This is a genomic window from Brevundimonas aurifodinae (genome assembly GCF_040195595.1).
In the GTDB taxonomy this organism is placed as follows: Bacteria; Pseudomonadota; Alphaproteobacteria; order Caulobacterales; family Caulobacteraceae; genus Brevundimonas; species Brevundimonas aurifodinae.
Map to the genome: position 1 here is coordinate 133,912 of NZ_JBEGDD010000009.1, position 23,950 is coordinate 157,861.

General features: G+C 70.1%; 24 protein-coding genes and 1 tRNA gene. 11 read left to right on the plus strand and 14 right to left on the minus strand.

The genetic code is table 11. From position 1 onward, the window contains the following. Positions 1–52 precede the first annotated feature (52 nt). The 3 genes from ABN401_RS11860 to serS all read right to left on the minus strand — a co-directional run bounded on the left by ABN401_RS11860 (position 53) and on the right by serS (position 3,173). Positions 53–697 (minus strand): protein-L-isoaspartate(D-aspartate) O-methyltransferase, encoded by a 645-nt coding sequence (locus ABN401_RS11860; RefSeq protein ID WP_349685060.1) that lies wholly within the window; start codon positions 695–697, stop codon positions 53–55. Positions 698–755: 58 nt separating this feature from the next. Further along, positions 756–1,589, minus strand: a complete 834-nt coding sequence (gene surE, locus ABN401_RS11865) for a 5'/3'-nucleotidase SurE (RefSeq protein ID WP_349685061.1) — start codon at positions 1,587–1,589, stop codon at positions 756–758. 171 nt (positions 1,590–1,760) lie between these two features. Further along, on the minus strand, positions 1,761–3,173 hold the full coding sequence (gene serS / locus ABN401_RS11870; RefSeq protein ID WP_349685062.1) for a serine--tRNA ligase: 1,413 nt from the start codon (positions 3,171–3,173) through the stop codon (positions 1,761–1,763). A gap of 282 nt (positions 3,174–3,455) precedes the next feature. On the opposite strand from serS, the gene ABN401_RS11875 reads away from it, so the two are divergent. From ABN401_RS11875 to ABN401_RS11885, 3 genes are all read left to right on the plus strand, one after another. After that, positions 3,456–3,728 carry a FeoA family protein gene (locus tag ABN401_RS11875; protein ID WP_349685063.1) on the plus strand — a complete coding sequence of 91 codons (273 nt, stop codon included), beginning with the start codon at positions 3,456–3,458 and terminating at the stop codon, positions 3,726–3,728. Continuing rightward, positions 3,729–5,618, plus strand: coding sequence for a ferrous iron transporter B (gene feoB, locus ABN401_RS11880; RefSeq protein WP_349685064.1), 1,890 nt, complete (start codon positions 3,729–3,731; stop codon positions 5,616–5,618). A 179-nt stretch (positions 5,619–5,797) separates the two neighbouring features. Beyond that, on the plus strand, positions 5,798–6,550 hold the full coding sequence (locus tag ABN401_RS11885; protein WP_349685065.1) for a prepilin peptidase: 753 nt from the start codon (positions 5,798–5,800) through the stop codon (positions 6,548–6,550). 269 nt (positions 6,551–6,819) lie between these two features. On the opposite strand, the gene ABN401_RS11890 is transcribed toward ABN401_RS11885, so the two are convergent. The 3 genes from ABN401_RS11890 to ABN401_RS11900 form a co-directional block, all read right to left on the minus strand. Continuing rightward, positions 6,820–7,452 (minus strand): TetR/AcrR family transcriptional regulator, encoded by a 633-nt coding sequence (locus ABN401_RS11890; protein WP_349685066.1) that lies wholly within the window; start codon positions 7,450–7,452, stop codon positions 6,820–6,822. An 18-nt stretch (positions 7,453–7,470) separates the two neighbouring features. Further along, positions 7,471–7,546 (minus strand) — tRNA-Thr (locus tag ABN401_RS11895). Between the two features lie 246 nt (positions 7,547–7,792). After that, the gene (locus tag ABN401_RS11900) at positions 7,793–8,719 is read right to left on the minus strand and encodes a hypothetical protein (RefSeq protein WP_349685067.1); all 927 of its coding nucleotides are present in this window, start codon (positions 8,717–8,719) and stop codon (positions 7,793–7,795) included. Between the two features lie 99 nt (positions 8,720–8,818). On the opposite strand from ABN401_RS11900, the gene ABN401_RS11905 reads away from it, so the two are divergent. Beyond that, positions 8,819–9,277: a RidA family protein gene (locus ABN401_RS11905; protein ID WP_349685068.1), complete on the plus strand. Its 459-nt coding sequence runs from the start codon at positions 8,819–8,821 to the stop codon at positions 9,275–9,277. Between the two features lie 193 nt (positions 9,278–9,470). Continuing rightward, positions 9,471–10,619: a GNAT family N-acetyltransferase gene (locus ABN401_RS11910; protein WP_349685069.1), complete on the plus strand. Its 1,149-nt coding sequence runs from the start codon at positions 9,471–9,473 to the stop codon at positions 10,617–10,619. Positions 10,620–10,923: 304 nt separating this feature from the next. Here the strand turns inward: ABN401_RS11910 and ABN401_RS11915 are convergent, their stop codons facing one another. Together ABN401_RS11915 and ABN401_RS11920 are read right to left on the minus strand one after the other, a co-directional pair. After that, a complete protein-coding gene (locus ABN401_RS11915) occupies positions 10,924–11,373 on the minus strand; it encodes a helix-turn-helix domain-containing protein (RefSeq protein WP_349685070.1) in 450 nt (149 codons plus the stop codon). Between the two features lie 116 nt (positions 11,374–11,489). Further along, positions 11,490–12,065 carry a DUF4287 domain-containing protein gene (locus ABN401_RS11920; protein ID WP_349685071.1) on the minus strand — a complete coding sequence of 192 codons (576 nt, stop codon included), beginning with the start codon at positions 12,063–12,065 and terminating at the stop codon, positions 11,490–11,492. 213 nt (positions 12,066–12,278) lie between these two features. Here ABN401_RS11920 and mutL point away from each other — a divergent pair, with 213 nt between their 5' ends. After that, positions 12,279–14,132, plus strand: a complete 1,854-nt coding sequence (gene mutL / locus ABN401_RS11925) for a DNA mismatch repair endonuclease MutL (RefSeq protein ID WP_349685072.1) — start codon at positions 12,279–12,281, stop codon at positions 14,130–14,132. 139 nt (positions 14,133–14,271) lie between these two features. Here mutL and ABN401_RS11930 read toward each other — a convergent pair whose 3' ends face one another. From ABN401_RS11930 to ABN401_RS11945, 4 genes are read right to left on the minus strand one after another with little or no spacing between them, the layout of a single operon-like run. After that, positions 14,272–15,294: a Kelch repeat-containing protein gene (locus tag ABN401_RS11930; RefSeq protein ID WP_349685073.1), complete on the minus strand. Its 1,023-nt coding sequence runs from the start codon at positions 15,292–15,294 to the stop codon at positions 14,272–14,274. Continuing rightward, entirely contained in the window at positions 15,291–16,274 is a 984-nt protein-coding gene (locus ABN401_RS11935) for a dienelactone hydrolase family protein (protein WP_349685074.1), read from the minus strand. Before ABN401_RS11935 ends, ABN401_RS11930 begins: the two co-directional genes overlap by 4 nt. A 56-nt stretch (positions 16,275–16,330) precedes the next feature. Further along, entirely contained in the window at positions 16,331–16,906 is a 576-nt protein-coding gene (gene rsmD / locus ABN401_RS11940; protein ID WP_349685075.1) for a 16S rRNA (guanine(966)-N(2))-methyltransferase RsmD, read from the minus strand. 3 nt (positions 16,907–16,909) lie between these two features. Next, entirely contained in the window at positions 16,910–18,424 is a 1,515-nt protein-coding gene (locus tag ABN401_RS11945) for a pseudouridine synthase (protein WP_349685076.1), read from the minus strand. Positions 18,425–18,436: 12 nt separating this feature from the next. On the opposite strand from ABN401_RS11945, the gene tadA reads away from it, so the two are divergent. From tadA to ABN401_RS11960, 3 genes are read left to right on the plus strand one after another with little or no spacing between them, the layout of a single operon-like run. After that, positions 18,437–18,895, plus strand: coding sequence for a tRNA adenosine(34) deaminase TadA (gene tadA, locus ABN401_RS11950; RefSeq protein ID WP_349685077.1), 459 nt, complete (start codon positions 18,437–18,439; stop codon positions 18,893–18,895). A gap of 26 nt (positions 18,896–18,921) precedes the next feature. Continuing rightward, on the plus strand, positions 18,922–19,338 hold the full coding sequence (locus ABN401_RS11955; protein ID WP_349685078.1) for an MliC family protein: 417 nt from the start codon (positions 18,922–18,924) through the stop codon (positions 19,336–19,338). Between the two features lie 59 nt (positions 19,339–19,397). Beyond that, positions 19,398–20,570 (plus strand): class I SAM-dependent methyltransferase, encoded by a 1,173-nt coding sequence (locus ABN401_RS11960; protein ID WP_349685079.1) that lies wholly within the window; start codon positions 19,398–19,400, stop codon positions 20,568–20,570. Positions 20,571–20,582: 12 nt separating this feature from the next. Here the strand turns inward: ABN401_RS11960 and ABN401_RS11965 are convergent, their stop codons facing one another. Then, entirely contained in the window at positions 20,583–22,013 is a 1,431-nt protein-coding gene (locus ABN401_RS11965) for an amidase (RefSeq protein ID WP_349685080.1), read from the minus strand. Between the two features lie 180 nt (positions 22,014–22,193). On the opposite strand from ABN401_RS11965, the gene ABN401_RS11970 reads away from it, so the two are divergent. After that, a complete protein-coding gene (locus ABN401_RS11970) occupies positions 22,194–22,622 on the plus strand; it encodes a glycohydrolase toxin TNT-related protein (RefSeq protein WP_349685081.1) in 429 nt (142 codons plus the stop codon). Between the two features lie 4 nt (positions 22,623–22,626). Here ABN401_RS11970 and mntR read toward each other — a convergent pair whose 3' ends face one another. Further along, positions 22,627–23,061 (minus strand): manganese-binding transcriptional regulator MntR, encoded by a 435-nt coding sequence (gene mntR, locus ABN401_RS11975; protein WP_349685082.1) that lies wholly within the window; start codon positions 23,059–23,061, stop codon positions 22,627–22,629. A gap of 122 nt (positions 23,062–23,183) precedes the next feature. On the opposite strand from mntR, the gene ABN401_RS11980 reads away from it, so the two are divergent. Beyond that, the gene (locus tag ABN401_RS11980) at positions 23,184–23,879 is read left to right on the plus strand and encodes a hypothetical protein (RefSeq protein WP_349685083.1); all 696 of its coding nucleotides are present in this window, start codon (positions 23,184–23,186) and stop codon (positions 23,877–23,879) included. Positions 23,880–23,950: the final 71 nt, after the last annotated feature.

Here is a 23,950-nt window from a genome sequence, read left to right on the forward strand (position 1 = left end):
TCGCATCCACCTCCCCATCGGCCAAGCGGCCGACAGGGAGGAGACATCCCGCCTACCCCTCCTTCGCCGTCCCCTCGACCAGGGGCACGAACCGGACCTCGCACAGGCTCTCGCGGCGGAAGCTGCCGTCGTCCTGGCCCACATAGCGATGCAGCATCTGCACCGACGTCCGCCCGACCGGCGCCACCAGCACCCCGCCGGGCTTCAGCTGTTTCAGCAGTTCGGTCGGCTCAGTCGGGGCCGCCGCCGTGACCATGATCCGGTCGAACGGCGCCTGTTCAGGCCAGCCCAGCCCTCCGTCGGAATGTTTGGTGATGACGTTGTCGATCTCCAGCGTCTTCAGCTTGGCCTCGGCCTCGACCATCAGGCTGCGATACCGCTCCACCGAATAGACATAGCGCGCGAGCCGGCTCAGGACCGCGCACTGGTATCCGCTGCCCGTGCCGATCTCCAGCACCCGGTGGCGGGGTTCGACCATCAGGGCCTGGGTCATCAGGCCGACGATATAGGGCTGGCTGATCGTCTGGGCGCAGTCGATCGGCAGGGCCTGATCCTCCCAGGCCTGGTCCAGAAATTTCTCATGGACGAAGACGGCGCGGTCGATGGACTCCATCGCCGCCAGAACGCGCGGGTCCGTCACCCCCTGCTGCCGCAGCGACAGGATCAACCGCCCGGCCCGGTCGTCGCGCAAATTCACTCTCCCCCCCCTGGGGGGAGAGGCCTCGCCCTTGCGAGGCCGAGGGGGGCCAGTCCGTTCATTCGGGCCCCCCTCTGGACGCTGGGCGTCCTGTCTCCCCCCAGTGGGGGGAGAGTTCCTTGGGCGGCACGCCCCCGAGGATGCCCTTCAGGTCGTGGACGCTCTCGCGGTGCGTCAGGTCGATGTGCAGGGGCGTGACCGAGATCTTGCCGTCGTCCATGGCGCGCAGGTCGGTGCCCGGCGCGTGGTCCTGTTTCGTCCCGCGAAAGCTCATCCAGTAGTAGTCGCGGCCGCGCAGGTCGGTGCGTTTGACCGCGTGCATCTCTCCGGCCTGGCGGAAGCCCTGCGTCGTCACCTCGACCTCGGTGACGGCCTCGGGCGGCCGGGCGGGGAAGTTCAGGTTCATCACCACGCCTGCGTTCCACGGCTGGGCCAGCAGGCGGCTGATGATGGCCGGCGCGAAGGCCTCGGCCGTCTCCCAGTGGGCCGTCACCTCGTCGTGAAACCGCTCCAGGCTCTGGCTCAGGGCGATCGAGCGGATGCCGAACGCCATCCCCTGCAACGCCCCCGCCACCGTGCCGGAATAGGAGCAATCTTCCCCCACATTGTGCCCCCGGTTGACGCCGCTCAACACCAGATCGGGCCGCTCCGGCATCAGGTCGTTGACCGCCAGCACGACACAGTCCGTCGGCGTCCCCGTCACCGCGAACCGACGCTCGCCGAACCGGTTGACGCGCAGGGGCTCGGTCAGGGTGATCCCCCGCCCCTTGCCGGACTGCTCCTCCTGCGGCGCCACCACCCACACGTCGTCCGACAGGGTCCGCGCGATGCGTTCCAGGCACGCCAGCCCCTCGGCCTCGATCCCGTCGTCGTTGGTCAGGAGGATTTTCAAGACCCCTTCTCCCCTTGCGGGAGAAGGTGGCCGAGCGAAGCGAGGTCGGATGAGGGGTGAAACTCGGTCGCTGAAAGGGGCGCTTCAAGGACACACCTCGTCCGCGTCGCCGTACCCCTCATCCGGCCCTCCGGGCCACCTTCTCCCGCAAGGGGAGAAGGAAACCGGCGGTCACCCCACATGCGTAACCCCCTCGGGCATATATCGACGCAGAACCTCCGGCACGGCGATCCGCCCGCCCTCGTCCTGATAGTTTTCCATGATCGCCACCAGCGTCCGCCCCACCGCCAGGCCGGAGCCATTCAGCGTGTGGACGAACTCGGTCTTCTTCTCGCCGGCCCGCTTGAAGCGCGCGTCCATCCGCCGGGCCTGGAAGTCCCCGCAGTTCGAGCAGGAGCTGATCTCGCGATAGGTCCCCTGGCTGGGCAGCCAGACCTCCAGGTCGAAGGTCTTCCGTGCCGAGAACCCCATGTCGCCCTTGCACAGCAGCATCCGCCGGAACGGCAGGTCCAGCGCCTTCAGCACCGCCTCCGCGCACCCCGTCATCCGCTCGTGCTCGGCCTCGGAGTCCTCCGGCCGGGCGATCGAGACCAGCTCGACCTTGGAGAACTGATGCTGCCGGATCAGCCCCCGCGTATCCCGCCCCGCCGACCCCGCCTCGGCGCGGAAGCACGGCGTCAGCGCCGTCAGCCGCATGGGCGTGGCGAGCTCGTCCTCCGCCAGGATCGTCTCGCGCACAAGGTTGGTCAGGGAGACCTCGGCGGTGGGGATGAGGTAGCGACGGGCGCTGCGGGCATCGTCGACCTCGTTGAGGAAAGACGCGGCATATGTGCCGAGACCCTTCTCAGGCAGTCCGGCGTCCATGAACTCGGCCATAGTGTCTGCCAAGTATGCGAAGGGGCCGAGAGCTGCGGTAGCGAACAAATCCTCCTCAAACTTCGGCAACTGCCCCGTGCCGAACATCGCCTCGTCGCGGACGAGGTAGGGCGGATTGACCTCCAGATAGCCGTGCTCGGCGGTCTGCAAGTCCAGCATGAACTGGCCGATGGCCCGCTCCAGCCGCGCCAGCCCGCCCTTCAGCACGGCGAACCGCGCGCCCGACATTTTCGCCGCCGCCTCGAAGTCCAGCAGCCCCAGCGCCTCGCCCAGGTCGGCGTGGTCCTTGGCCGGGCCGCTCTCCCGCGGCTTGCCCCAGCGCGAGACCTCGACATTGCCCGCCTCGTCCTCGCCGTCCGGCACGTCGTCCGCCGCCAGGTTCTTCTGCTCGGACAGCAGCTTTCGCAGGGCGGCACCTACGCTCCGCTCGGTCTCCTCCGAAGAGGCGATCTCGGCCTTCAAACCCTCGACCTCGGCCTTCAGCCGGTCGGCCTCGGCCATGTCCTTCTTGCCCATCGCGGCGCCGATGGCCTTGGAGGCGGCGTTGCGCTTGGCCAGGGCCTCCTGCCCTGCCGTCTGGGCGGCGCGCAGTTCCTGATCCAGCGCCAGCGCCTGGTCCACGATCGCCTGCGCGTCCTCCACGCCGCGCGACCGCCAGCCCGCGACGAAGGCTTCGGGATTGTCTCGGATGGCGCGGATGTCGTGCATGGCAGGCAGTCTTCGTCAGGAGGAGCGGACGGTCTAGCGGGCGTCGCCGGAAGGGGCAAACGCTCGAACTCTCCCTCCCCTTCATGGGGAGGGACGGCGGAGCGCAGCGGAGCCAGGGTGGGGTGCGAACAGGACATCGCACTCCGCACACACGACCCCACCCGCGCTCGCTGACGCTCGCGGTCCCTCCCCACAAGGGGGAGGGAGAAAGCAACGGCCGCAGCGACAAGCTCACCCCATGCTCTGGACGCCCCCGTCCCGCGCCTGATAAGCAGTCGCAATATGAGCACCGTCATCTCCCTGTCCGACGCGCGCCTGGGCGACCGGGGCGTCATCACCCGGGTCAAGCCGGGCGGGACCGACGCGCACGCCGCCGAGCTGGAGCGTCGTCTGCTGGAACTGGGCCTGATCGAGGGGGCCCGCGTCCAGCTGCTGCACAACGGCCTGTTCGGCCGCGACCCGATGGCGCTGCAGGTCGACGACATGCGGGTGGCGCTGCGCCGTCACGAGGCGGCGAACCTGACCGTCGAACTGTTCGCCGAAGCCGCCGAATAGATGGACGCCCTTGTCAGACCCCTCCGGGTCGCCCTGGTCGGCAATCCCAACTCGGGCAAGACCGCCCTGTTCAACGCCCTGACCGGCGCCCACCAGAAGGTCGCCAACTACGCCGGCGTCACCGTCGAGCGGAAGGAAGGGCGCGTCCAGGCGAGGTCCGGCCGGTCCATCGCCCTGCTGGACCTGCCCGGCACCTATTCCCTGCGCGCCCGCAGCCCGGACGAGGAGGTCACCCGCGACGCGGTGCTGGGCCGCCTGCAAGGGGAGGTCGCGCCCGACGTCATCGTCGCCGTCGCCGACGCCACCAATCTGAGGCTGGTCCTGCGCCTGATCCTGGAGCTGAAGGCCGTGGGGCGGCCCATGGTCCTGGCGCTGAACATGTTCGACATCGCCGAACGCCAGGGCCTGCGGATCGACCTCGAGCGCCTGTCCGCCAGCCTGGGCGTGCCGGTCATCACCACCACCGCGACGAGGAAGCGCGGCATCCCCGAACTGGTCAGCGCCATCGAGGCCGCTGCCGCGCCCGCCTGGTCCGAAAGCTCCGAGGGCCAGTGGACGGCTCCGGACGCCGCCGCCATCCGCGCCGCCCATGGTCGCGCCGAGCGGATCATGCGCGACTGCGTGCGTCCGCCCGAACGCCCCGACACCCTGACCGGCCGGATCGACGGCGTCCTGCTGCATCCCGTCGGGGGGCTGGTGATCCTGCTGGCCCTGCTGTTCGTCATGTTCCAGGCCGTCTTCGCCTGGGCCACCCCCGCCATGGACGGGATCGAGGCCGTGTTCGGCATCGTCGGCGCGGGCGTCGCCTCGGTCGTGCCCGACACCGGCCCGGTCTGGCCCCTGGTGCAGAGCCTGATCGTCGACGGCCTGATCGCGGGCGTGGGGGGCGTGCTGGTCTTCCTGCCCCAGATCGTGATCCTGTTCGCCTTCATCATCCTGCTGGAAGACCTGGGCTATATGGCGCGGGCGGCCTTCCTGATGGACCGGATCATGGGTGGGGCGGGGCTGCACGGGCGCGCCTTCATCCCCCTGTTGTCCAGCTTCGCCTGCGCCATTCCCGGCGTCATGGCCGCCCGCGTGATCGACGCCAAGCGGGACCGGCTGACCACCATCATGGTCGCGCCCCTGATGACCTGTTCGGCGCGCATCCCGGTCTACACCCTGATCATCGCGGCCTTCATTCCCCAGCAGACGGTCTGGGGCTTCGCCAATCTGCAGGGGCTGGTGATGTTCGGTCTCTATGCGGCGGGCATCGTCTCGGCGCTCGCAGTGTCCTTCGTCATCAGGAAGGTGCTTTGGCGGGGCGCGGTCGAGCCCTTCATGATGGAGCTGCCGGCCTACAAGCGGCCGGACGCCCGGAACGTGCTGTTCAATCTGTGGACCCGGGCCAGGATCTTCATGGAGCGGGCGGCCCGGATCATCCTGCCTCTGATGATCCTGGTCTGGGCGGCCTCGACCTTTCCCTATCCGCCCGAGGGCGCGTCCGGCCCGGCCATCGACTATTCCTTCGCCGGCATGGCGGGCCAGGCGCTGGAGCCGCTGTTCGCCCCCATCGGCTTCAACTGGCAGATGGTCGTCGCCCTGATCCCCGGCATGGCGGCACGCGAGGTCGCGGTCGCGGCGCTGGGCACCGTCTATGCCATCGCCGACGCCGAGAGCGCGGGCAGCCTGCTGGCCACCACCCTGGCGGCGCAGTGGTCGCTGGCGACGGGCCTGGCCTTCCTGGCCTGGTATGTCTTCGCGCCCCAGTGCGTGGCGACACTGGGCGTGGTCAAGCGCGAGCTGAACAGCTGGAAATGGATGTGGGTCATGGTCGTCTACATGTTCGCCCTGGCCTACCTGGCGGCGTTCGTGACCTATCGCGTGGCGGTGGCGCTGGGAGGGGGGTAAGCCACCCCCCTTCCCGTGCACCCCGACGCCCGGGTCCGGCTTCGCCGGCCCGAGGATAAACTCCGGCCCGGGGTCCAGATCCACACACGGACGTCCGATGATGACGCTGTTCTGTGCAATGATCCCGCCATCGAATCCGCATCTGGACCCCGGCCTTCGCCGGGGTGCACGGAGATGAGTTGGACCTGCTGATCCCCATCCTGTTCGCCGTCCTCGGCCTGATCTTCGGCAGCTTCATCGCCGCCGTGACGGTCCGCATGCCGCGCGAGGAAGACATAGTCCTGGGCCGCTCGCGCTGCATGAGCTGTGGCGAGACGCTGAAGCCTTGGCAGCTGGTTCCCGTGTTCAGCTGGCTGATCCAGCGGGGGCGGTGCGCGATGTGTGGGGCCGCCGTCTCGCCGCGCTACATCCTGATTGAAGCCGCCGCCGCGGCGATCGGCGTGTGGGCCGCCCTGTCCGGGGCGGGCGACCTGACCTGGAGCGTCGCCACCGCCGCCCTGGGCTGGCAGCTGCTGCTGATCGCCCTGATCGACGCCGAGAATTTCTGGCTGCCGGACGAGCTGACGCTGCCGCTGATCGCCACCGGCCTGATCGCCGCCGCCGTGATCGCCGGCGGCTGGCCGATCGATCAGATCATCGGAGCGGTCGCCGGCTTCGCCTCGCTGTGGTTGCTGGCCGAGCTCTATCGCCGCGTCCGGGGCCGTCAGGGACTGGGCGGGGGCGACCCGATCCTGTTCGCGGGGGCCGGGGCCTGGGTGGGCTGGCAGGGTCTGCCCTCCGTCCTGCTGTGGGCCTGCGCGGCGGGGTTCAGCGTGGTGCTGACGCTGCTGATCACCCGCCGATCGGTCAGCGGTGCCGACCGCCTGCCGTTCGGGACCTTCCTGGCCATCGGCCTCTGGCTGACCTGGCTCTACGGCCCGATCGGGGGGTGAGATTGGACTCGGCGGGTACCGGGTGCAACGAGTCCAACTTCTAAGAATCAAGGTGAGATAATGAAATCAAAGTATTGAAACTAGGTGTTGTAACCTCCTCCGTCATCCTCGGACTTGATCTGAGGATCGGATTGTCCGCGACTCGAAAGAGGACGCGATCTCACGATCCTGCCTCACCTCGCCTTACGAGACCGTCCTGCATCTGATCCTCGGATCAAGTCCGAGGATGGCGGAATGAGGTTGGACCGTTTCCCCACAACCAGACGCCGCTATCGACCCGTCACCAGTTTCACGACGATGTGGGCCGTGGTGTCGATGATGGCCTCGGGCGGGGTCTCGCCGCGCCGCATCAGCTCGAAGCCCGCCGCGACCGACTCGACCAGATTGGCGACCTCGTAGGACGTCAGCCGGGGGTCCAGCCCCGCCGCGTGATAGCCCGTCGCATGGGCCACCGCGATCCGCCGCTCGAACGCCAGGTGGACGCGCCGCAGACGCCGCACCCGTGAGTCGACGAAGCCCGCCTCGCCCTTGTCGGCCAGCATGTGCTCGATCCGCAGCACCGGGCCGTGCCGCTCCCAGATCGCCAGGACGTCCACCACATAGGCCCGCGCGGCGCCAAAAGCGTTCTCCGCCGACCAGTCGCCCTCGAGATGCCGCGCCAGGGGCTGGAAATCCGCCGCCACCGCTTCGCACAGCAGCAGGACCGCCTCCTCGACCGTCTTGAAATAGGTGTAGAAATTCGACGGCGACAATCCCGCCTCGCTCGCCACATCGGCCACCCGGATCTCGCCCAGATGCCTGCGGTCCAGCAGCCGCCGCGTCGCCTCCAGGATGACGTCGCGCGTGCGTCCGCCCCGCGCCCCGATGCGGTGTCCCAGCTTGTTGATGGTGCGTTCCGGCATGGGGAGGCCGCGAAAGAGTGGTGCCGGCTGCAGGAATCGAACCCGCGACATCCAGTTTACAAAACTGGCGCTCTACCAACTGAGCTAAGCCGGCCTGCGCGGGGTTTAGCTGGCCCGACGCGAGGGGCGCAAGCGATCTGGGACCACGGCGAGCGCATTGCACTCCACTCCGCTCATCCCGGCGAAAGCCGGGACCCAGTGCTTTGGGCGATGGCCGTCATGTTCGACCAGCAGCGAGCGATCGACCCCGCCTCACTTAAGAACTGGGTCCCGGCTTTCGCCGGGATGAGCGGAGAAGAAAAGTCACAGCTCGCCGCCCCGCTCGGACTTTACGCAGCATTCAAGCCGCTTCGGCCATCGACATCGACGCCGCCCGCTGTTCGGCCCAGGGGATCAGGGTCGCGCGGGGCCAGGCGACCAGCCAGGACGCCGGCGTGTATTCCCCGCTGTCGATCAGGGCCTTCCTCGTCGGCGAACTGGCGCCGGCGCGCTCGGAATGGATCGGCGCCGGGCCCTGGTGGATGATGAAGGCGCCGCCCTTCAGCGGGTTCAGCCGCAGATAGGCCAGGCGCGGGCTGATGGTCTCCAGGGGCGGATCGTAGAACCAGCTGGACCCGATCATGCCGGCCAGCTCCGGCCGCGTCTTGCAGATGGCCGCGGCCGTCGCCCAGGCGCGGTCCCAGCCGGCTTCGTTGAAGTCAGCCAGCTGACGGCTCTCGGTGTGGACCTCCAGCCAGGGCTTCTTCCAGCCCTGTGCGCGGACGTAGTGAACTAGCTGGCTCCAGCCGTGGCCCTCGCGTCCGTTCCTGACCACCTGGCCCGGACCCATGGGCGAGGACAGGTCGATGGTCTGGGTCAGGGCGCCGGGCACGCTGAGCACCAGGGCCATGCGCACGTCCTTGGCCCAGTGGTCGGCGTCGTAGGCCGCGTCGGCGTCGCCCGCCGCCGTCAGGAACTCGGCCATCTTGTCCAGCCAGTAGGGATAGAGCTCCATCACCTCGCCCGGCAGACGCGCCTGTTTGGCCCGGCCCGGCAGTTCCAGCGCCCAGGTCGCGACCAGGGCGCGGCGCAGGGAGTCGGTGGCGTCGGGGCCGAGCGCCGCGTCGGCCGCGTGGCTGGGCAGGTCGAAGTTCCAGTGGGGCGCGGCGGCGACCGCCGGGTCCACGGCTTCCACCGAGGCGATGTCGACCCGCGTCCGTTCGTCGGACGTCAGGCGCGCGCGCACGGCGTTGAACGCCGCGACTTGAGAGGGCGAGAGCGTTTCCATCGGGGGAGCATGCCACACGGCGGTTGGCGAACCTTTAAGGACTGGCGAGACGTCTTGCCGCCGCGCTAAACCGCCCGCGACCCCCTATGGAGCCCTGACATGAGCATCGCCGCCCGCCTGACCGAACTCGGCATCACCCTGCCCCAGCCCGCCGCGGCCGTGGCCAACTATGTGCCCTTCGTGCGGACCGGGAACCTGCTCCACATCTCGGGCCAGCTGTCGAACGACGCCTCGGGCGGGTTGAAGGGCACGGTCGGCGAGGACGTGACCCCGGAACAGGCCAACGCCGGCGCGCGCCTGTGCGGCATCAACCTCTTGGCCCAGATCAACGCCGCGCTGGACGGCGACCTCGACCGGGTGGTCCGCGTCGTCAAACTGGGCGGCTTCGTCCAGGCGGGCCCGGGTTTCACCGCCATTCCGGCGGTCATCAACGGCTGTTCGGACCTGATGGTCGAGGTGTTCGGCGACGCGGGTCGCCACGCCCGCTCGGCCGTCGGCGTCTATCAGCTGCCGCTCGGCTTCGCCGTCGAGGTGGACGCGGTGGTGGAGGTGCGGTGACGAAATGTCCCTTCTCCCCTTGTGGGAGAAGGTGGCCCGGAGGGCCGGATGAGGGGTATGGGAACGCGCACGCGCTGGTTCGGATAGCCCTCATTTCGCAGACCGAGTTTCACCCCTCATCCGTCTCGCTTCGCGAGCCACCCGTCGCTCGCGCGCGGTGCGCGCTTCCTCTACCCGCAAGGGGAGAAGGAAAATGACCGCCGACTTCACCCTCCAGGTCCACGACACCCTCTCGGCCATCGGGCGCGAGGCGTGGGACGCCTGCGCCGCGCCGACCGGCGATCCGTTCGTGTCGTTCGACTTCCTGCACGCCTGTGAGGCCTCGGGCAGCGCGGTGCCGCGCGCGGGCTGGGCGGGGCGGCACCTGACGCTGCGCGACCCCGACGACCGGGTGCTGGGCGTCATGCCCCTCTGGCTCAAGGGCCACAGCCAGGGGGAATACGTCTTCGATCACAACTGGGCCGAGGCCTATCAACGCGCGGGCGGGCGCTACTATCCCAAGCTGCTGTCGGCCGTGCCCTTCACCCCCGCGACCGGCCCGCGCCTGTTGGTCCGCCCCGACGCGGACGCCGCGACCGTGCGCCAGGCCCTGATCCAGGGGGCCCTGACCCTGTGCGATCGGCTGGACCTGTCGTCTCTGCACGTCAACTTCCCGACCGAGGCGGAGTGGCGGCTGATGGGCGACCAGGGCCTGCTGCTGCGCCAGGACATGCAGTTCATCTGGCGCAACGAGGGGTATCAGACCTTCGACGACTTCCTCGCCGCCCTGTCGTCGAACCGGCGAAAGACCATCCGCCGCGAACGCCGCGACGCCCAGGCCGGGCTGGATATCCGTGTCCTGACCGGGGCGGACATCACCGAAGCCCACTGGGACGCCTTCTTCGCCTTCTACATGGACACCGGCAGCCGGAAATGGGGCCGCCCCTACCTGACCCGCGCCTTCTTCTCGCTGGTGGGCCAGACCATGGCCGACCGCATCGCCCTGATGATGGCCTTCCGGGATGACACGCCGATCGCCGGCGCCCTGAACTTCATCGGCCGCGACGCCCTGTACGGCCGCCAGTGGGGCGCGCTGGAGGAGGTGCCCTTCCTCCATTTCGAGCTCTGCTACTACCAGGCCATCGACTTCGCCATTTCGCGCGGCCTGTCCCGCGTCGAGGCGGGCGCGCAAGGCGAGCACAAGATCGCTAGAGGCTACCTTCCCACCCCCGTCTACTCCGCCAACCACATCGCCGACATGGCCCTGCGAGTCCCGGTGGAGCGGTATCTGGAGCAGGAACGGCGGGGCGTGGAGGCGGAGATCGCAGGGCTGACGGCGGAGTTGTCGCCGTATCGGGGCTAGGGCCGTAGTTGATAGTCCGCTTCCGAGACGCCTCAACGGTCCGTCCTGAGAGACGACTACCTCGCCATCATCCCCGAAATTGTTTCTGCTGCGAGCGGAATGGGTGGGTGGTCAGGGTTCACGAGAGTTGCAATGGCCAAGATGAGGAGGGTCAAACCTCCAAGGCCATTGCGAATGCATGCTGCGACATCGACCTTGACGTCGACTCGTCCGGCCCACCGCTTAGAAGGCGCAGCTTCCTCGTTCCCTAGTTCTAGAGGGGCTGGTTGCCGAGGCCTTAGGGTCGGGAGCCGGATCATCCGCGCTAGGACCCGTGGGTTTCCTGCGCCTGAGCCGAGTAGGCGACAGGAACATCACGGACCAGTTTGGCGACCAGTCCTTCGAAGCTGAAGACGCGACGACCGTCTGCGTCGATTCCGCGCGTAATCAGCCCAGCTTTCTCCATCTTGGAGGTGGCCCTCTGCACAGTGCGAGTGTCGATCCCCATGCGCTTGGCAATCGTAGTCGAGCGGGGAAACACGGCGCGTGCGGGATCCCACCAGTGCGCCAGCAAATTGATCAGCACCAGCATTTCGGTTGGGCTCAGACGATACCTTGTTTGCAAGCGCAGCAGGGCAACTGGAACGGCCACAAAGCCTGACCCCTGGGTGACCGCTCCCTGCCACTTATCCTTGATCGTAGTTGGAACCGCTTCAGGGGCTGGTGGCAGCCCTGTCGTTCCGGCCTGAAGTGAGATCGTAGCTTCCATAACCATCGACTTAGTAGAAAGCCTGTGCAGCGAGCAAGTGATCTATTCTAATAGGTGACATCTGTGTCGTTTTTTTGCGCGCCTCCACCTCCATTGGGTGAGGGTTGTAGCGAGATCACGCCCTACCCCCGCTCCGCCGCCGCCGCGAACACCCGCGCGATCTCTCCGTCCACCGCCGCCGCGGCGTCCAGCTCCACCACCGCCGTCAGCCGCTCAGACCAGCTTTCCTTCCTCACCGCCGCCGACAGCCGCGCCGAGGCCTCCGGCTCCAGCTTTAGGCCCAGCAACGCCCGGCCGCCCTTCAGCGGGCGCATCGCGGCGAACTGAACGGACCGGCTCCAGGCGGTGTAACCCTTCCTCTGGGTCGGGACGACGCCGTCGACGCCCGCCGCGATCCGCTCCACCGCCTCCAGGATCGCCAGCGAGCCCGCATCCTTCCACAACGCCGCGCGCAGGCCGTCGGGATCGTCCCAGCCCAGCCCGCCCGGATCGGCGGCGGAGATGACGGTGGAGGCGTGGTTGATGCCCAGGCCGTGGTTCGCCTTCAGCCAGGCGGCCTGCGCCTTCCTGCCCGTCTCCGGACAGGCCTTCAGCACCTCGACCCAGGCGTCCAGCGACCGCCCGGTCTGCGCCTCCAGGTTCGCCTGCAGCGAGGCGAACCATGTCTTCTGACGCTCGGTCATCTGGATCGTGGTCATGGTCTTGGCTCCGAGCCGAACCCCGAAAGGGGTTCATCACAGCGATCACAACGTATCACGGCGAACACGGCGAGAGCATCGTCGCGTGCACGCACGGGGTCCCGCTGTGCTCTCCGTGGCTTTCCTTCCGCCGTGCCCGCTGTGAAGAACCTCTTGCCGGCCTGCGGCCCGCCCTTCGCCGGGGCGCACCAACGCGCTACCCTGCCGAATCCCATGCCCATCCGCCGCCTCCCGCCCGAGACCGTCAACCGCATCGCCGCCGGCGAGGTGGTCGAACGTCCGGCCAGCGCCATCAAGGAACTGGTCGAGAACGCCCTGGACGCGGGCGCGCGCCGCATCGAGATTCAGGCCGACGGCGGGGGCCTGTCGCGCATCCTGATCGCCGACGACGGCCACGGCATGGCCCCGGACCAGCTGGCGCTGGCGGTCGAGCGCCACGCCACCTCCAAGCTGGAGCCCGACGACGCCGGCGACGTCGACCTGCTGCGCATTCACACCCTGGGCTTTCGCGGCGAGGCCCTGCCCTCCATCGGCTCGGTCGCCCGCCTGACGATCACCAGCCGCAGCGCCGGCGGCGACGCCCACCAGATCACCGTCGAGGGCGGCGACCAGCGCCCGATCGCCCCCGCCGCCTTCCCCGGCCCCCACGGTGCGCGGGTGGAGGTGCGCGACCTGTTCTATGCCACCCCGGCCCGGCTGAAGTTCATGAAGTCCGAGCGCGCCGAGGCCATGGCCATCTCCGAGGAGATCAAGCGCCAGGCCATGGCGCACGAGGCGGTCGCCTTCACCCTCGACCTCGATGGCCGCACGGTGCTGCGCCTGCCCGCCGAACACCCCGGCGACGAGGGCCGGCTGAAGCGGCTCGCCGCCCTGCTGGGTCGCGACTTCGAGGCCAACGCCCTCCTGATCGACCAGTCGCGCGAGGGCATTCGCCTGTCCGGCTATGCGGGCCTGCCGACCTACAGCCGGGGCAACGGCGCGCATCAGTATCTGTTCGTCAACGGCCGCCCGGTGCGCGATCGCCTGCTGCAGGGGGCGCTGCGGGGCGCCTACGCCGACTTCCTGGCGCGCGACCGGCATCCGGCGGCGGCGCTGTTCCTCGACATCGACCCGCTGTTCGTCGACGTGAACGTGCATCCGGCCAAGGCCGAGGTCCGCTTCCGCGACCCCGCCCTGGTGCGCGGCCTGATCGTCGGCGCGCTCCGCCACGCCCTCGCCGCCGCCGGCCACCGCGCCTCGACCACCGTCGCCGACAGCGTGATGGCGGGGTTCACGGCGCACACGGGCGCGGCCTTCAGCCCCTCGTCCCAGGCGTCGCAGGGATTCGCCGGCGGGTTCAGCGGCTGGACCGGCTGGGACCGGCCTGTGGCGGCCAACCAGGACATCCCCGGCCTGTCGGAGAGGAGCGCCCGCGTCGAGAGCCCGCCGCCCGGCTTTCCCGCCTGGCCCGAACAGTCCGGCGCGCCCAACCCGGCCGACCCCATCGACCAGCCGCTGGGCGCCGCCCGGGCCCAGGTCCACGGCACCTACATCGTCGCCCAGACCCGCGACGGCATCGTCGTGGTCGACCAGCACGCCGCCCACGAACGCCTCGTCTACGAGCGGATGAAGGCCCAGATGGCGCAAGGCTCCGTCACCCGCCAGGCCCTCCTGACCCCCGAGGTCGTCGAGCTCGACCCCGCCGAGGCCGACCGCGTCATCGCCCGCGCCGACGAACTGGCGCAGCTGGGCCTGATCGTCGAACCCTTCGGCGGCGGGGCGGTTCTGGTGCGCGAGACGCCGGCCCTGCTGGGCGACACCAACGTCCAGGGCCTGATCCGCGACATCGCCGACGACCTGGCCGAACACGGCGCGGCGCTCGCCCTGTCCGAACGGCTGGGCGAGGTCTGCGGGACGATGGCCTGCCACGGCAGCGTCCGCGCCGGCCGCGTGCTCAGCGCGCCGGAGATGAACGCCCTGCTGAGGCAGATGGAGGCCACCCCGCACAGCGGCCAGTGCAACCACGGCCGGCCGACCTATGTGGAGCTGAAGCTTGCGGATCTGGAGAAGCTGTTCGGGCGGCGGTGATCTCGTCTTCCTCCCCCTGCGGCGGGGTGGGGGCGGCCGGGCGATGCACAGGCGACGTCAGAGTCTGGCTTGCCTTGCCGTCCCCACCCGGTCTCCGCTGCGCGCCGACCACCCTCCCCGTTCCGGGGAGGGAGAGGCGTCAGAGCCGCAACGCCTCCACAGTGCCGACCGCCTGCCCGCCCGAGACCACCGCCCCGCCCGCGATGGCGTAGACCGTGTCCCTGACCGCCGCCGCCGCCAGGCCGTGGCGCGGGGTCTTCATGTCCGGACCCGCCGTCCAGGCGTCCGTCGCCGGGTCATAGATCCAGGTCTCGCGGAACACGCCTCCCCCGCCGGGCGCGAACCACTCGCCGCCGAAGGCCACCAGTTTCCCGCCGACCGCGAGCATGGCCAGACCTCCGCCGACCTGCTGGCCCGCCGCCGTCGAGCGCGGAATGGGGGCCAGGGTGTCCCAGCGGTCCTCGCCGGGGTCATAGCGATCCAGCTGACCGGTCCCGCCGCCCCGCACCGTGCGCCCTCCTGCGACCCACAGCGCCCCGTTCAGCACCGCGCCGGCCGCGCTGTTCCGCGCCGTCGGGGCCGGGCGCGCCTCGTGCCAGCCGCCGACCGACGGATCGAGCACCCGGTGGGTCGCCACATCGGCCTGATCGGTCCAGCCCCCGTTCGCCGCTCCGGCCGGAGACCGCCCGCCGACCAGATGCAGCCGCCCGCCGTGCGCCAGCCCGACCGCCTCGCCCTGCGGCTCCGGCAGGGACGCGGCCCGGACCCAGGTCTCGCCGTCCAGCCGCCAGACCTCGCGCATGCCGGTCCATTCCCCGGCCGGGCTGACTCCATAGCCGCCGACGGCGAACAGGCCGAGCGCATCGTCGCCGATCATCATCGGGTGGTGGCGGCGCTGGGGCAGCGCCGGCCCCTCGCTCCAGGCGTCGGCGGCGGGATCGTAGAGCCCGACCCGGTCCTCGACATGCAGCGGTTGGCCACCCGGTCGCCCCACCAACCCGCCCGCTGTCACGATCCGGCCGTTCCAGACGGCGGCATAGATCTCCTGCACCGGCCAGGGGAGCGGGGCGCGCGTGTTCCACCCGCCCTGGGCGCGCGCGGGGCCTGAAAGGGCGACGGCTCCGGCGGCGATCAGAAGGGAGCGGCGGTCGATCGAGGTCATGGCTTCAGCGTCCGCTCCAGGAAGGCGACGACCTGGGGCCAGGCCTCGGCGCGCGCGGCGGCATTGGCCTCGGGCGTGCCGCCGCTGCGGCTGGCGTCGCGCGGGCTGCCGTCGCCAACCAGGTCGTGGCCCGCGTCAGGATAGATCAGCGCCGTCGTATCCAGCCCGGCGGGAGCCCGCGACGCTGCGATGGCCCGGGTAGCGGAGGCCGAATCCCACTGGGCGTCGCGTTCGCCCGCGATCAGGATCAGCGAACCCGCGTAGCGTTCGACCGGTATCCGGGCCTCGGCCTCGCGCTCGGGGTGGTCGGCGCGGCCGTTGGCGTGAATGGCGCGCAGATCGGCGTTGCCGGGTCCCGCCAGCAGACCCTCGACGAAACCGCGATAGGGCATGCAGGCCAGGGGCCGGCCCTCAAACGAAAAGGACGACCGCGTGCCCTCGGCCTCGATGGTCTCCAGACCCCAGCCCTCCCAGACCACGTCGGTCGGCGCATAGGCGACGATGGCGTCGATCCAGTCGTAGCGGCTGCCCGCGATCAGGGCGAACTCCGCGCCCTTGGAGGCGCCCAGCAATCCGAACCGGTCGACGTCGGCGGCGGGAAGCGCTCGCAGCGCCTCGCGCAGCGCCGCCAGCTGATCGATGCGGATGTCGATGAAACTGCCTGCGAGCTCCGGCTGGGCGGGCGGCGGACCGAAGTCGCCCCAATTGGGCGAATAGTAGGGCATGGCCACTCCGACATAACCCATCCGTGCCAGGATCGGCCCGAACCGGTCCCCGGCTTCGGTCCCGCCCTCGGCACCATGCAGGATCACGACGACCGGCCGGGGCGTATCGCCCTGCGTGGCATAGGCGACCGCGTGCGGAATACCGGACAGCGGCGTGGCCACCACCTCGTGCTGCCGCGCCTGCGCTCCCGCTCCGATGAAGGCGACGACGGCGACCATGGACAGGACGGTCCGGCGCATGAGGCTGAGCGACATGGTGATAGCCTGTTCTGCTGACGATGCCGCAGGTCACGGGTTTCCGACCGGCGAGTCTAGTCCCGGTCGCGCGTTCGCCGAAGGAACAGCACCCATGCGGCCCCATAGTCACGGTCGTCCAGCCGCTCATAGCCCGGCGTCTCGATCTCCGGCTCGTCGGAGCCGCGTTCGAACACCACGATCGCACCGGGCGTCAGCCAGTTGCCCTCGATCAGCCGCGCCAGCGCTTGTTCCCCCAGCCCCTTACCGTACGGAGGATCCAGAAACGCCAGGTCGAAGGCCTCGCCGTCCGAGCCGGGCCGGGTGCCAAGGTCGATGGCGCTGCGTCGATGCACACGCGTCGCCCCCATGATGCCGAAGGCGTCGGCATTGTCGCGGATGGCCCCGCGCGCGTCCTCGTCGGTCTCGACGAACAGGGCGAAGGCCGCGCCCCGGCTCATGGCCTCGAACCCCAGGGCGCCCGATCCGGCGAACAGGTCCATGACCCGCGCGCTTTGCAGGGGCTCGGCCCAGGCGGCGTGTTCCAGCACGTTGAAGATGGCCTGTCGCGCCCGGTCGGACGTCGGGCGCGTGCCCTGCCCCTCCGGCGCGACGATGGCGCGACCTTTCAGCTTGCCGGCGACGATCCGCATGGATCAGCCGCCCGAGCGGGGTCCGCGCGGACCCGACGGCTTCCTCGGACCGCCTGGTGCGGTTCGTCCGGCGGGCTTACCGCCGCCGCCACTGGCGCGAGGCTTGAAGTCGCGCTTGGCCTTGTCCGCGTCGCGGGCCCAGGTCGCGGACTTCGGCCCGATCATCTTGTCGTCGCGCGGCTTGAAGGCGCGCTTGGGCCGCTCGCCGTCCGCCGAGGCGCCCTCGCGCGGGGCCCAGGCCTTCTTGCCGGCCGCAGCCTTGAAATCGCGCGGTGCGGCCTTGGCCCAGCCCGTCTTCTTCGGAGGCCGCGCGGCGCGGGCGGTGGCTTCCTCGGTCGCGGTGCCGGCGGCGCGGACGCGGCTGGGCTTCCTCGACGGGTCTGCGATGGCCGAGCCGGACTTGCCGACCACCTTGGGCGCGCCGGTTCGGCGGCCGGGGACGGGGGCCGGCGTCTCCACCGTATTGCCCTGGGGCATGTTCTCGGGGCGGATGTGGGCGGCCAGCAGTTCGCGGATGACGCGGGGCCCGACCTCCTCGACCGCTCCCGCCGCCAGGGTGCCCAGCTGGAACGGGCCATAGGCCAGGCGGATCAGCCGGTTGACGGTCAGGCCGACCGATTCCAGCACCTTCCTGACCTCGCGGTTCTTGCCCTCGGTGATCTGGACGCTGATCCAGAGGTTCGCCGAAGGGTCGCCGCCCTCGTTGGTCTTGGCTTTGTCGATGGTCGCCTCGACGGGGCCGTACCGGATGCCGTCAACGGTCACCCCGTCCTTCAACGCGTCCAGTTCGGCCTGGGTGACCCGCCCCCTCGCCCGCGCCCGGTACTGACGCACCAGGGCCGTGTCCGGCAGTTCCAGTGCGCGGCTGAGTTCGCCGTCGTTGGTCAGGAGCAGCAGACCCTCGGTGTTGATGTCGAGCCGCCCGACAGAGATGACGCGCGGCAGGCCGGCGGGAAGCGCGTCGAACACCGTCGGCCGTCCGGCCGGGTCGTTGTGGCTGGTCAGGAGGCCGACCGGCTTGTTGTAGCGCCAGACGCGCGTCGCCTGGGTCGCCGCGATCGGCTTGCCGTCGACCGTAATGACGTCGTCGCGGGTCACCAGGGTGGCGGGCGTGTCCAGGATGCGGCCGTTGACCGCCACCTTGCCCAGGCCGATCAGCCGCTCGACCTCGCGGCGGCTGGCGATGCCCGCTCGCGCCATGGCCTTGGCGATCCGTTCGGTGCGCTTGGGCTCGGCGGGAGCCTCCTTGGCCCCGGCCTTGCCGCCGGGCTTGCCGCCCGCGCGAGGCGCCTTGGGCGCGCGCGGCTCGGGCCGGGCCCCTTTGTCGGCCGGATAGGCGCGGCCGGTGCCGCCGCCGGAGCCGCGTCCCTCGGCCGCCTTCTCGATCGGCGCATAGCGGGCGGCCGAGGCCGAGCCGGGGCGCGAGGCGCCGCCCTTGGGCCGGTCTCCCGGCTTGTGCGCGCGCAGGTCTTGACGCGGCCTGGGCTTCTTGTCGTTGTCGTCGGTATGGCGGGCCATGATGAGCGGTTCATGCGCATGGCGTTGGCCCTGGCGCAAGCGGCGGCGGACGCGGGCGAGGTTCCCGTGGGGGCCGTGTTGGTCAATGAGGCGACCGGAGACGTCGTCGCCGAGGGCGCCAACGCCCCCCTCGCCGGCCACGATCCCACCGCCCATGCCGAGATCGTGGCGATTCGCCGGGCCGCCGCCGCGCTCGGCAACTACCGCCTGACGGGCCTGACCCTCTATGTCACGCTGGAGCCGTGCGCCATGTGCGCGGGGGCGATCAGCCACGCGCGGATCAGTCGCGTGGTCTGGGGGGCCGACGATCCCAAGGGCGGCGCGGTCGTCCACGGACCGCGCCTGTTCGAACAGCCGACCCTGCATCATCGCCCCACGATCGAGGGCGGCGTCCTGGCCTCGGAGGCCTCCGATCTGCTGCGCGGCTTCTTCCGTGCCCGGCGCGGAACGGGGGTCGCTCCGGCCCGTTAGCCAAGCCTGGCTGTTAGGGATTTTCGATGCTCAAGTTTCTGTCGTCCGTCGTCCTGGCCCCGGTCGCCCTGATGGCCCTGTCCGCCTGCGGGCCTGAGCCGCGCGAGGCACCGACCGACGGCGAGGCCGTGCGCCAGCGGGCCATCGACGCCCAGACGGCGCGGCGGCGCACCGGCGCGGAGGTTCAGGACCGGGCCCTGAACCGGGTCATCCGCACCGTCTATCTGTGCGACAACGGCGAGCGCCTGTCGGTCGATTTCGACAACCCGCGCGACATGGCCACCGTCCGGAACTCCAGCGGCGAGGCGATCGATCTGTACAGGGAACGGGCCGTCGACGGCATCTGGTACCGCGCCAGCGCCCATGAGCTGCGCGGCGAGGGCCTGCTGGCCACCTGGACGGCCGACGGGCGTGAACCCTCCGACTGCCGCGCCATCGACTGATCGCGACGGGGCCGAAGAACAGGGTTGTCAACGCGGTCCGGCTCGTCCTTAAGGCGACCATGTCCCAGACCCTGACCCCCGCCCAGAAGAAAGACTTCGACGCCGGCTCGGAATGGCTGCGGTATCACCTGTTGAACCACGCCGAGATCAGCCTTGGGCGGATCCTGAAGGCGGTGCCCGACCACGTCGCCTCGCGCCACCTCTGGGGCGTCAGCCTGGTCAAGCTGGGCAAGGTCGAGGAAGGCATCGCCGCGCTTAGGACGGCGACCGAGGCCGAACCCGACAACCGCAAGGCCTGGCACGATCTGGCCGCCGCGCTTCAGATCGCCGGCGACGCGCCGGGCGCCAAGGCCGCCCACGACCGGGCCCACGCGGGCCTGAAGCCCATGCCCGCGGTCCTGGCCTTCTCACATGAGCGGGCCGAGTATCCGTTCACCGTCGTGGACTACAAATACAAGGCGATCGTCCGCCAGGGCGAAGGTCGCCCGTCCCATCCCGAACTGACGGCCATCCTGGAAAAGGGTCGCGATCGCTATGCCGCCCTGATCGACGAGATCGGCGACAGCATCTCCGATTACGAAGACGTGCCGACCTTCGGCACCTACGAGATGCGCAACCCGCTGTGGCTGAACGGCTGGTTCCCGCCGCTGGACGGCATGGTGCTGACCCAGATCCTCAAGCGCGAGAACCCGGCCCGCTTCATCGAGATCGGCTCCGGCGTCTCCACCAAGTTCGCCAAGCGCGCGGTCGACAAATACGGCCTGCGCACCCACATGACCTCGATCGATCCCCAGCCGAGGAACCAGATCGACGAGATGGTGGACGTGGTCATCCGTTCGCCGCTGGAAGACTGCGACCTGTCGATCTTCGACGCGCTGGAGGCCGACGACATCCTGTTCCTGGACAGTTCGCACCGCAGCTTCCAGGGCTCGGACGTCACCGTCTTCTTCATGGAAATCCTGCCGCGGCTGAAGCCGGGCGTGATCGTCCATATCCACGACATCTACCTGCCGTACGACTATATCTCGGGGCACCTGTCGCGACTGTGGAACGAGCAGTATCTGCTGGGCACCGCGCTGCTGTTCGGGTCCGAGCGGTTCGAGATCCTGTTCCCCTGCTGGTTCGCCCACCTGGACCCGGCGCTGCGGGCACAGGCGAACACCCGGCTGAGGCCCGGCAAGATGGCCGACATCAACCTCTATGGCGCCTCCTTCTGGATGCGGATGGTTTAGGGGCGCGGCGGCTCAGGGACGGGGCGGGCGCGGGCTCGACTGCTCGTAGGCATAGCCCAGCGACAGGATACGGGCGTCGTCCCACCTGGCCCCGATGAAGCTGAGCCCCACGGGCATGCCGCGATCCATGCCCATCGGCACGGTCAGGTGCGGATAGCCCGCGATCGCCGGCAGGCGGCTGGCCGACCCCTGGCCGTTGTCGTCGTCTTCCCGGTCGTTGGTCCAGGCGCGCGAGGTGGACGGCGCCACCAGGGCGACCACCGCGTTGTCGGCCAGCATCCGGTCGATGCCCTCCGGCCCCGCCATCCGCAGGGAGTTGGCGCGCGCGGCGATGTATTCGGGATTGTCCAGCCCGCTGGTCGCCTCGGCCTGGACGAACAGTTCCTGGCCGAACAGCACCGTCTCGCGCGGCTCGGCCTCGTTGAAGGCGATGACGTCGGCCAGGGTCCGCGTCGGCACCTGGGCCGCGTCGGTCGAGGCCAGATAGGCGTTCAGATCGGCCTTGAGTTCGTACATCAGCACCATCAGCTCGGCCTGACCGAGGCCCTGCATCGCCGGGGCGGTGGTGATCTCCACCAGTTCGGCCCCCGCAGCCCGCAGCGACGCCAGCGCCGCCTCGAAGGCGGCCTGGGTGTCGGGGGAATAGTTCGACACGCCATAGCGCAGCACCCCCAGCCGGGTGCCTCGCAGCGAATCGGCGTCCAGCGCGGCGCGGAAGTCGATGGCGTGGGTGTCGGCCTCGGCGGTCGCCACATCGGCCGGATCGGACCCGGCGATGGCGCTCAGCACGGTCGCGGCGGTCGCCACGTCCATGGCGATAGGGCCGGCGGTGTCCTGCGAATGGCTGATCGGCACGATGTGGGTGCGGCTGACCAGTCCCACCGTTGGCTTGAAGCCCACCACGCCGTTGACCGAGGCCGGGCAGGTGATCGAGCCGTCCGTCTCGGTGCCGATCGCCACGGGAGCCAGGCCCGTGGCCACCGCCGCCGCCGAACCGGACGACGAGCCACAGGCCGTGCGCGCCCGGTCATAGGGGTTGACCGTCAGCCCCCCGACCGCGCTCCAGCCGGAGATCGAGTTGGACGAGCGGATATTGGCCCATTCCGACAGGTTGGCCTTGCCCAGGATCACAGCCCCGGCCGCGCGCAGCCGGGCCACCAGAGGCGCGTCGCGGCCCGGCGCGTTGTCGGCCAGCGCCAGCGAGCCGGCGGTCGTGGGCATGTCGCGGGTCTCGATATTGTCCTTCAGCAGGATGGGCATGCCGTCGATGCCGTCGGCCGGGGTCCATTCGACCGCACCGACGCCCGGGGCCCACAGGATGACGCTGTTGGCCAGGGTCTCGTCGCGCAGCACCGCCGCCGGACCGCCCCAGGTCTGGGCGAACGCCGCGCTCGCCATCGCCAGCACCGCCGCCGACACGGCCAGCATCATCCTCGTCTTCATGATCGCATTTCCCCATCGCCGGACCGGCGTCCCGTCACCCTAGCGCCAGCATCGCGTCTGTGAACAGCCCGGCCGATCTGCGACTTGCCGCCGCGAGCCGGCGGTGTAGCTTCGGCGCGGGGGAACACCGTCATGCCAACTGGACTCACTCGGGCTTTCTCGGCCGCGCGCCGGGCGCTCATGGCCCCTGTGCTCATGCTGTCGGTCGCCCTGACGCTGGGGCTCGCGGCCTGTGCCACGCCGTCGGCACCCACGGCCGTCTATGCGCCGCCGCCGGCCGTGCTGGTCGAGGCCTGGCTGGGTCCGGCCGAGGAGGTCCAGACCGACCGTGTCATGATCTTCTACCGCGCCTATGGCGGGGGCGCGAGCCGGTTGGGGGCCTGGCTTTCGCCGACACCGCCCACCTCCCGAGACAGCGTCCGCCAGAGCCTGGCCCTGCCGCCCGAGAACATTGCGGAGGCCTACTCCGTCGTCACGGTTCCGGCGGGCACCCGGATGAAGGTCGGCATCGCCGCCCCCGCCTTCGGACAGCCGGGCGGCGGACGTCAGGTCCAGCTGCTGCAGCTGATCCCGACAGACAGCTTTTCCGACCCCATACCCCTGCCCTGACGGCTCAACCCGCCTTGCGCAGCCGTTCGGTCAGGGCCTCGAACAGGCGCAGAGTTTCCGGGCTGACATGGTGCTCGATGCCCTCGGCGTCGGCTTCCGCCGTCTCTCCGGTGACGCCCAGCGCCAGCAGGAACTCATGCACGATCCGGTGCCGGTCGCGCGAGGCGTCGGCCATCCGCTCGCCCGCCTCGGTCAGGGTGATGGATCGATAGGGCCGGGTCTCGACCAGCCCGTCCCTCTGCAGTCGCTGCAGGACCTTGGCCGCCGTGGCCGGCGCGACGCCCAGGCAGTCGGCGAGGTCGGTCAGCCGCGCCTGCCCCGTCTCGGCGATCAGGTCGCCGACCAGTTCGACATAGTCCTCCGCCACCTCGCTGGAGCGGGCGTCCCTCATTCGACGAAAGGCGGCGGCTCTGCGCGCCGCGCCGGGAACCTGGACCACGGCGGTCTCCACGAGACGCGGGTCACGGCCCGCGAGTCGCGCCAGACTAGACCATCAGCCCGCGATTTCATCGTCCTGTCGTGAAGGGACGCCAGGGACAGAGGGTGGTATCGATCCCTTCCATGACCCCGCGTCTCGTGATCGCCCTTCTGATCGGCCTCGTGCTCAGCGATGCGGCCCCCGCGCGGGCGGCGGCCCCCGTCCTGCCTCAGGCCGCCGAGCCGCTGCAGTTCTACGTCTTCAGCTTCACCGACACCCCGGCGCCCGAGGCCGCCCAGGACGTCGTCGTGGGGGCCCTGGCGCGCGACCTGACCGTCGATCCGGCGGTGGACGGCCCGGTCACCTTCCGCGCCGACGGCTGGTACGGCGACGAGGCCCTGCTTCAGGATTTCGGCACCGCCCTGCTGGATCAGGACATCGCCCTGATGCGCACCGGCCCGGGGGCCTACGCCGTCGTGCCGGCCGCCAATGTCCCGATGCTGATGGCGCGCGGCGGCACCCTGATGCGCCTGCCAGAACCCGCCACGGCCCGAGCCCCGTCGCGGCCGGCTGCGGCCGAAAGCGTTTCCGCCCTCGCCCGGCCGAACTGGTGGGAGGGCGCGCTCGCCGGTCTTTCGCTGTTCTTCGCCGGCGCGCTGGCGGGAGCTGCCGCCCTGTTCGCGGGCCAGGCGGTCCATCGCCGGGCACAGGCACGGGCCGCGCGGCCGTCTCCGCCCCCGCTGCGTCTAACCGACCAGCGGCTTTCCCTCGCCTCGCCGATCGACACCTCGGACGTCGACCCGGACCTAGTCATCCCGACCTTCGAGACGCGGCGCTGACCGCAACGAAAAAGGCCCCCCGGATCGCTCCGGGGGGCCCTTTCGTCATTCGGTGTCGAGCGTCGAACTAT

Coding starts and splice junctions, on each gene's coding strand:
- serS (WP_349685062.1), bottom strand. CDS start 3,173: ATGCACGACATCCGCGCCATCCGAGACAATCCCGAAGCCTTCGTCGCG.
- ABN401_RS11915 (WP_349685070.1), bottom strand. CDS start 11,373: ATGGTTATGGAAGCTACGATCTCACTTCAGGCCGGAACGACAGGGCTG.
- tadA (WP_349685077.1), top strand. CDS start 18,437: ATGCGCATGGCGTTGGCCCTGGCGCAAGCGGCGGCGGACGCGGGCGAG.
- ABN401_RS11920 (WP_349685071.1), bottom strand. CDS start 12,065: ATGACCACGATCCAGATGACCGAGCGTCAGAAGACATGGTTCGCCTCG.
- ABN401_RS11905 (WP_349685068.1), top strand. CDS start 8,819: ATGAGCATCGCCGCCCGCCTGACCGAACTCGGCATCACCCTGCCCCAG.
- ABN401_RS11930 (WP_349685073.1), bottom strand. CDS start 15,294: ATGACCTCGATCGACCGCCGCTCCCTTCTGATCGCCGCCGGAGCCGTC.
- ABN401_RS11960 (WP_349685079.1), top strand. CDS start 19,398: ATGTCCCAGACCCTGACCCCCGCCCAGAAGAAAGACTTCGACGCCGGC.
- rsmD (WP_349685075.1), bottom strand. CDS start 16,906: ATGCGGATCGTCGCCGGCAAGCTGAAAGGTCGCGCCATCGTCGCGCCG.
- ABN401_RS11970 (WP_349685081.1), top strand. CDS start 22,194: ATGGCCCCTGTGCTCATGCTGTCGGTCGCCCTGACGCTGGGGCTCGCG.
- ABN401_RS11875 (WP_349685063.1), top strand. CDS start 3,456: ATGAGCACCGTCATCTCCCTGTCCGACGCGCGCCTGGGCGACCGGGGC.
- mutL (WP_349685072.1), top strand. CDS start 12,279: ATGCCCATCCGCCGCCTCCCGCCCGAGACCGTCAACCGCATCGCCGCC.
- ABN401_RS11955 (WP_349685078.1), top strand. CDS start 18,922: ATGCTCAAGTTTCTGTCGTCCGTCGTCCTGGCCCCGGTCGCCCTGATG.
- ABN401_RS11965 (WP_349685080.1), bottom strand. CDS start 22,013: ATGAAGACGAGGATGATGCTGGCCGTGTCGGCGGCGGTGCTGGCGATG.
- ABN401_RS11890 (WP_349685066.1), bottom strand. CDS start 7,452: ATGCCGGAACGCACCATCAACAAGCTGGGACACCGCATCGGGGCGCGG.
- ABN401_RS11980 (WP_349685083.1), top strand. CDS start 23,184: ATGACCCCGCGTCTCGTGATCGCCCTTCTGATCGGCCTCGTGCTCAGC.
- ABN401_RS11900 (WP_349685067.1), bottom strand. CDS start 8,719: ATGGAAACGCTCTCGCCCTCTCAAGTCGCGGCGTTCAACGCCGTGCGC.
- ABN401_RS11910 (WP_349685069.1), top strand. CDS start 9,471: ATGACCGCCGACTTCACCCTCCAGGTCCACGACACCCTCTCGGCCATC.
- ABN401_RS11935 (WP_349685074.1), bottom strand. CDS start 16,274: ATGTCGCTCAGCCTCATGCGCCGGACCGTCCTGTCCATGGTCGCCGTC.
- feoB (WP_349685064.1), top strand. CDS start 3,729: ATGGACGCCCTTGTCAGACCCCTCCGGGTCGCCCTGGTCGGCAATCCC.
- ABN401_RS11945 (WP_349685076.1), bottom strand. CDS start 18,424: ATGGCCCGCCATACCGACGACAACGACAAGAAGCCCAGGCCGCGTCAA.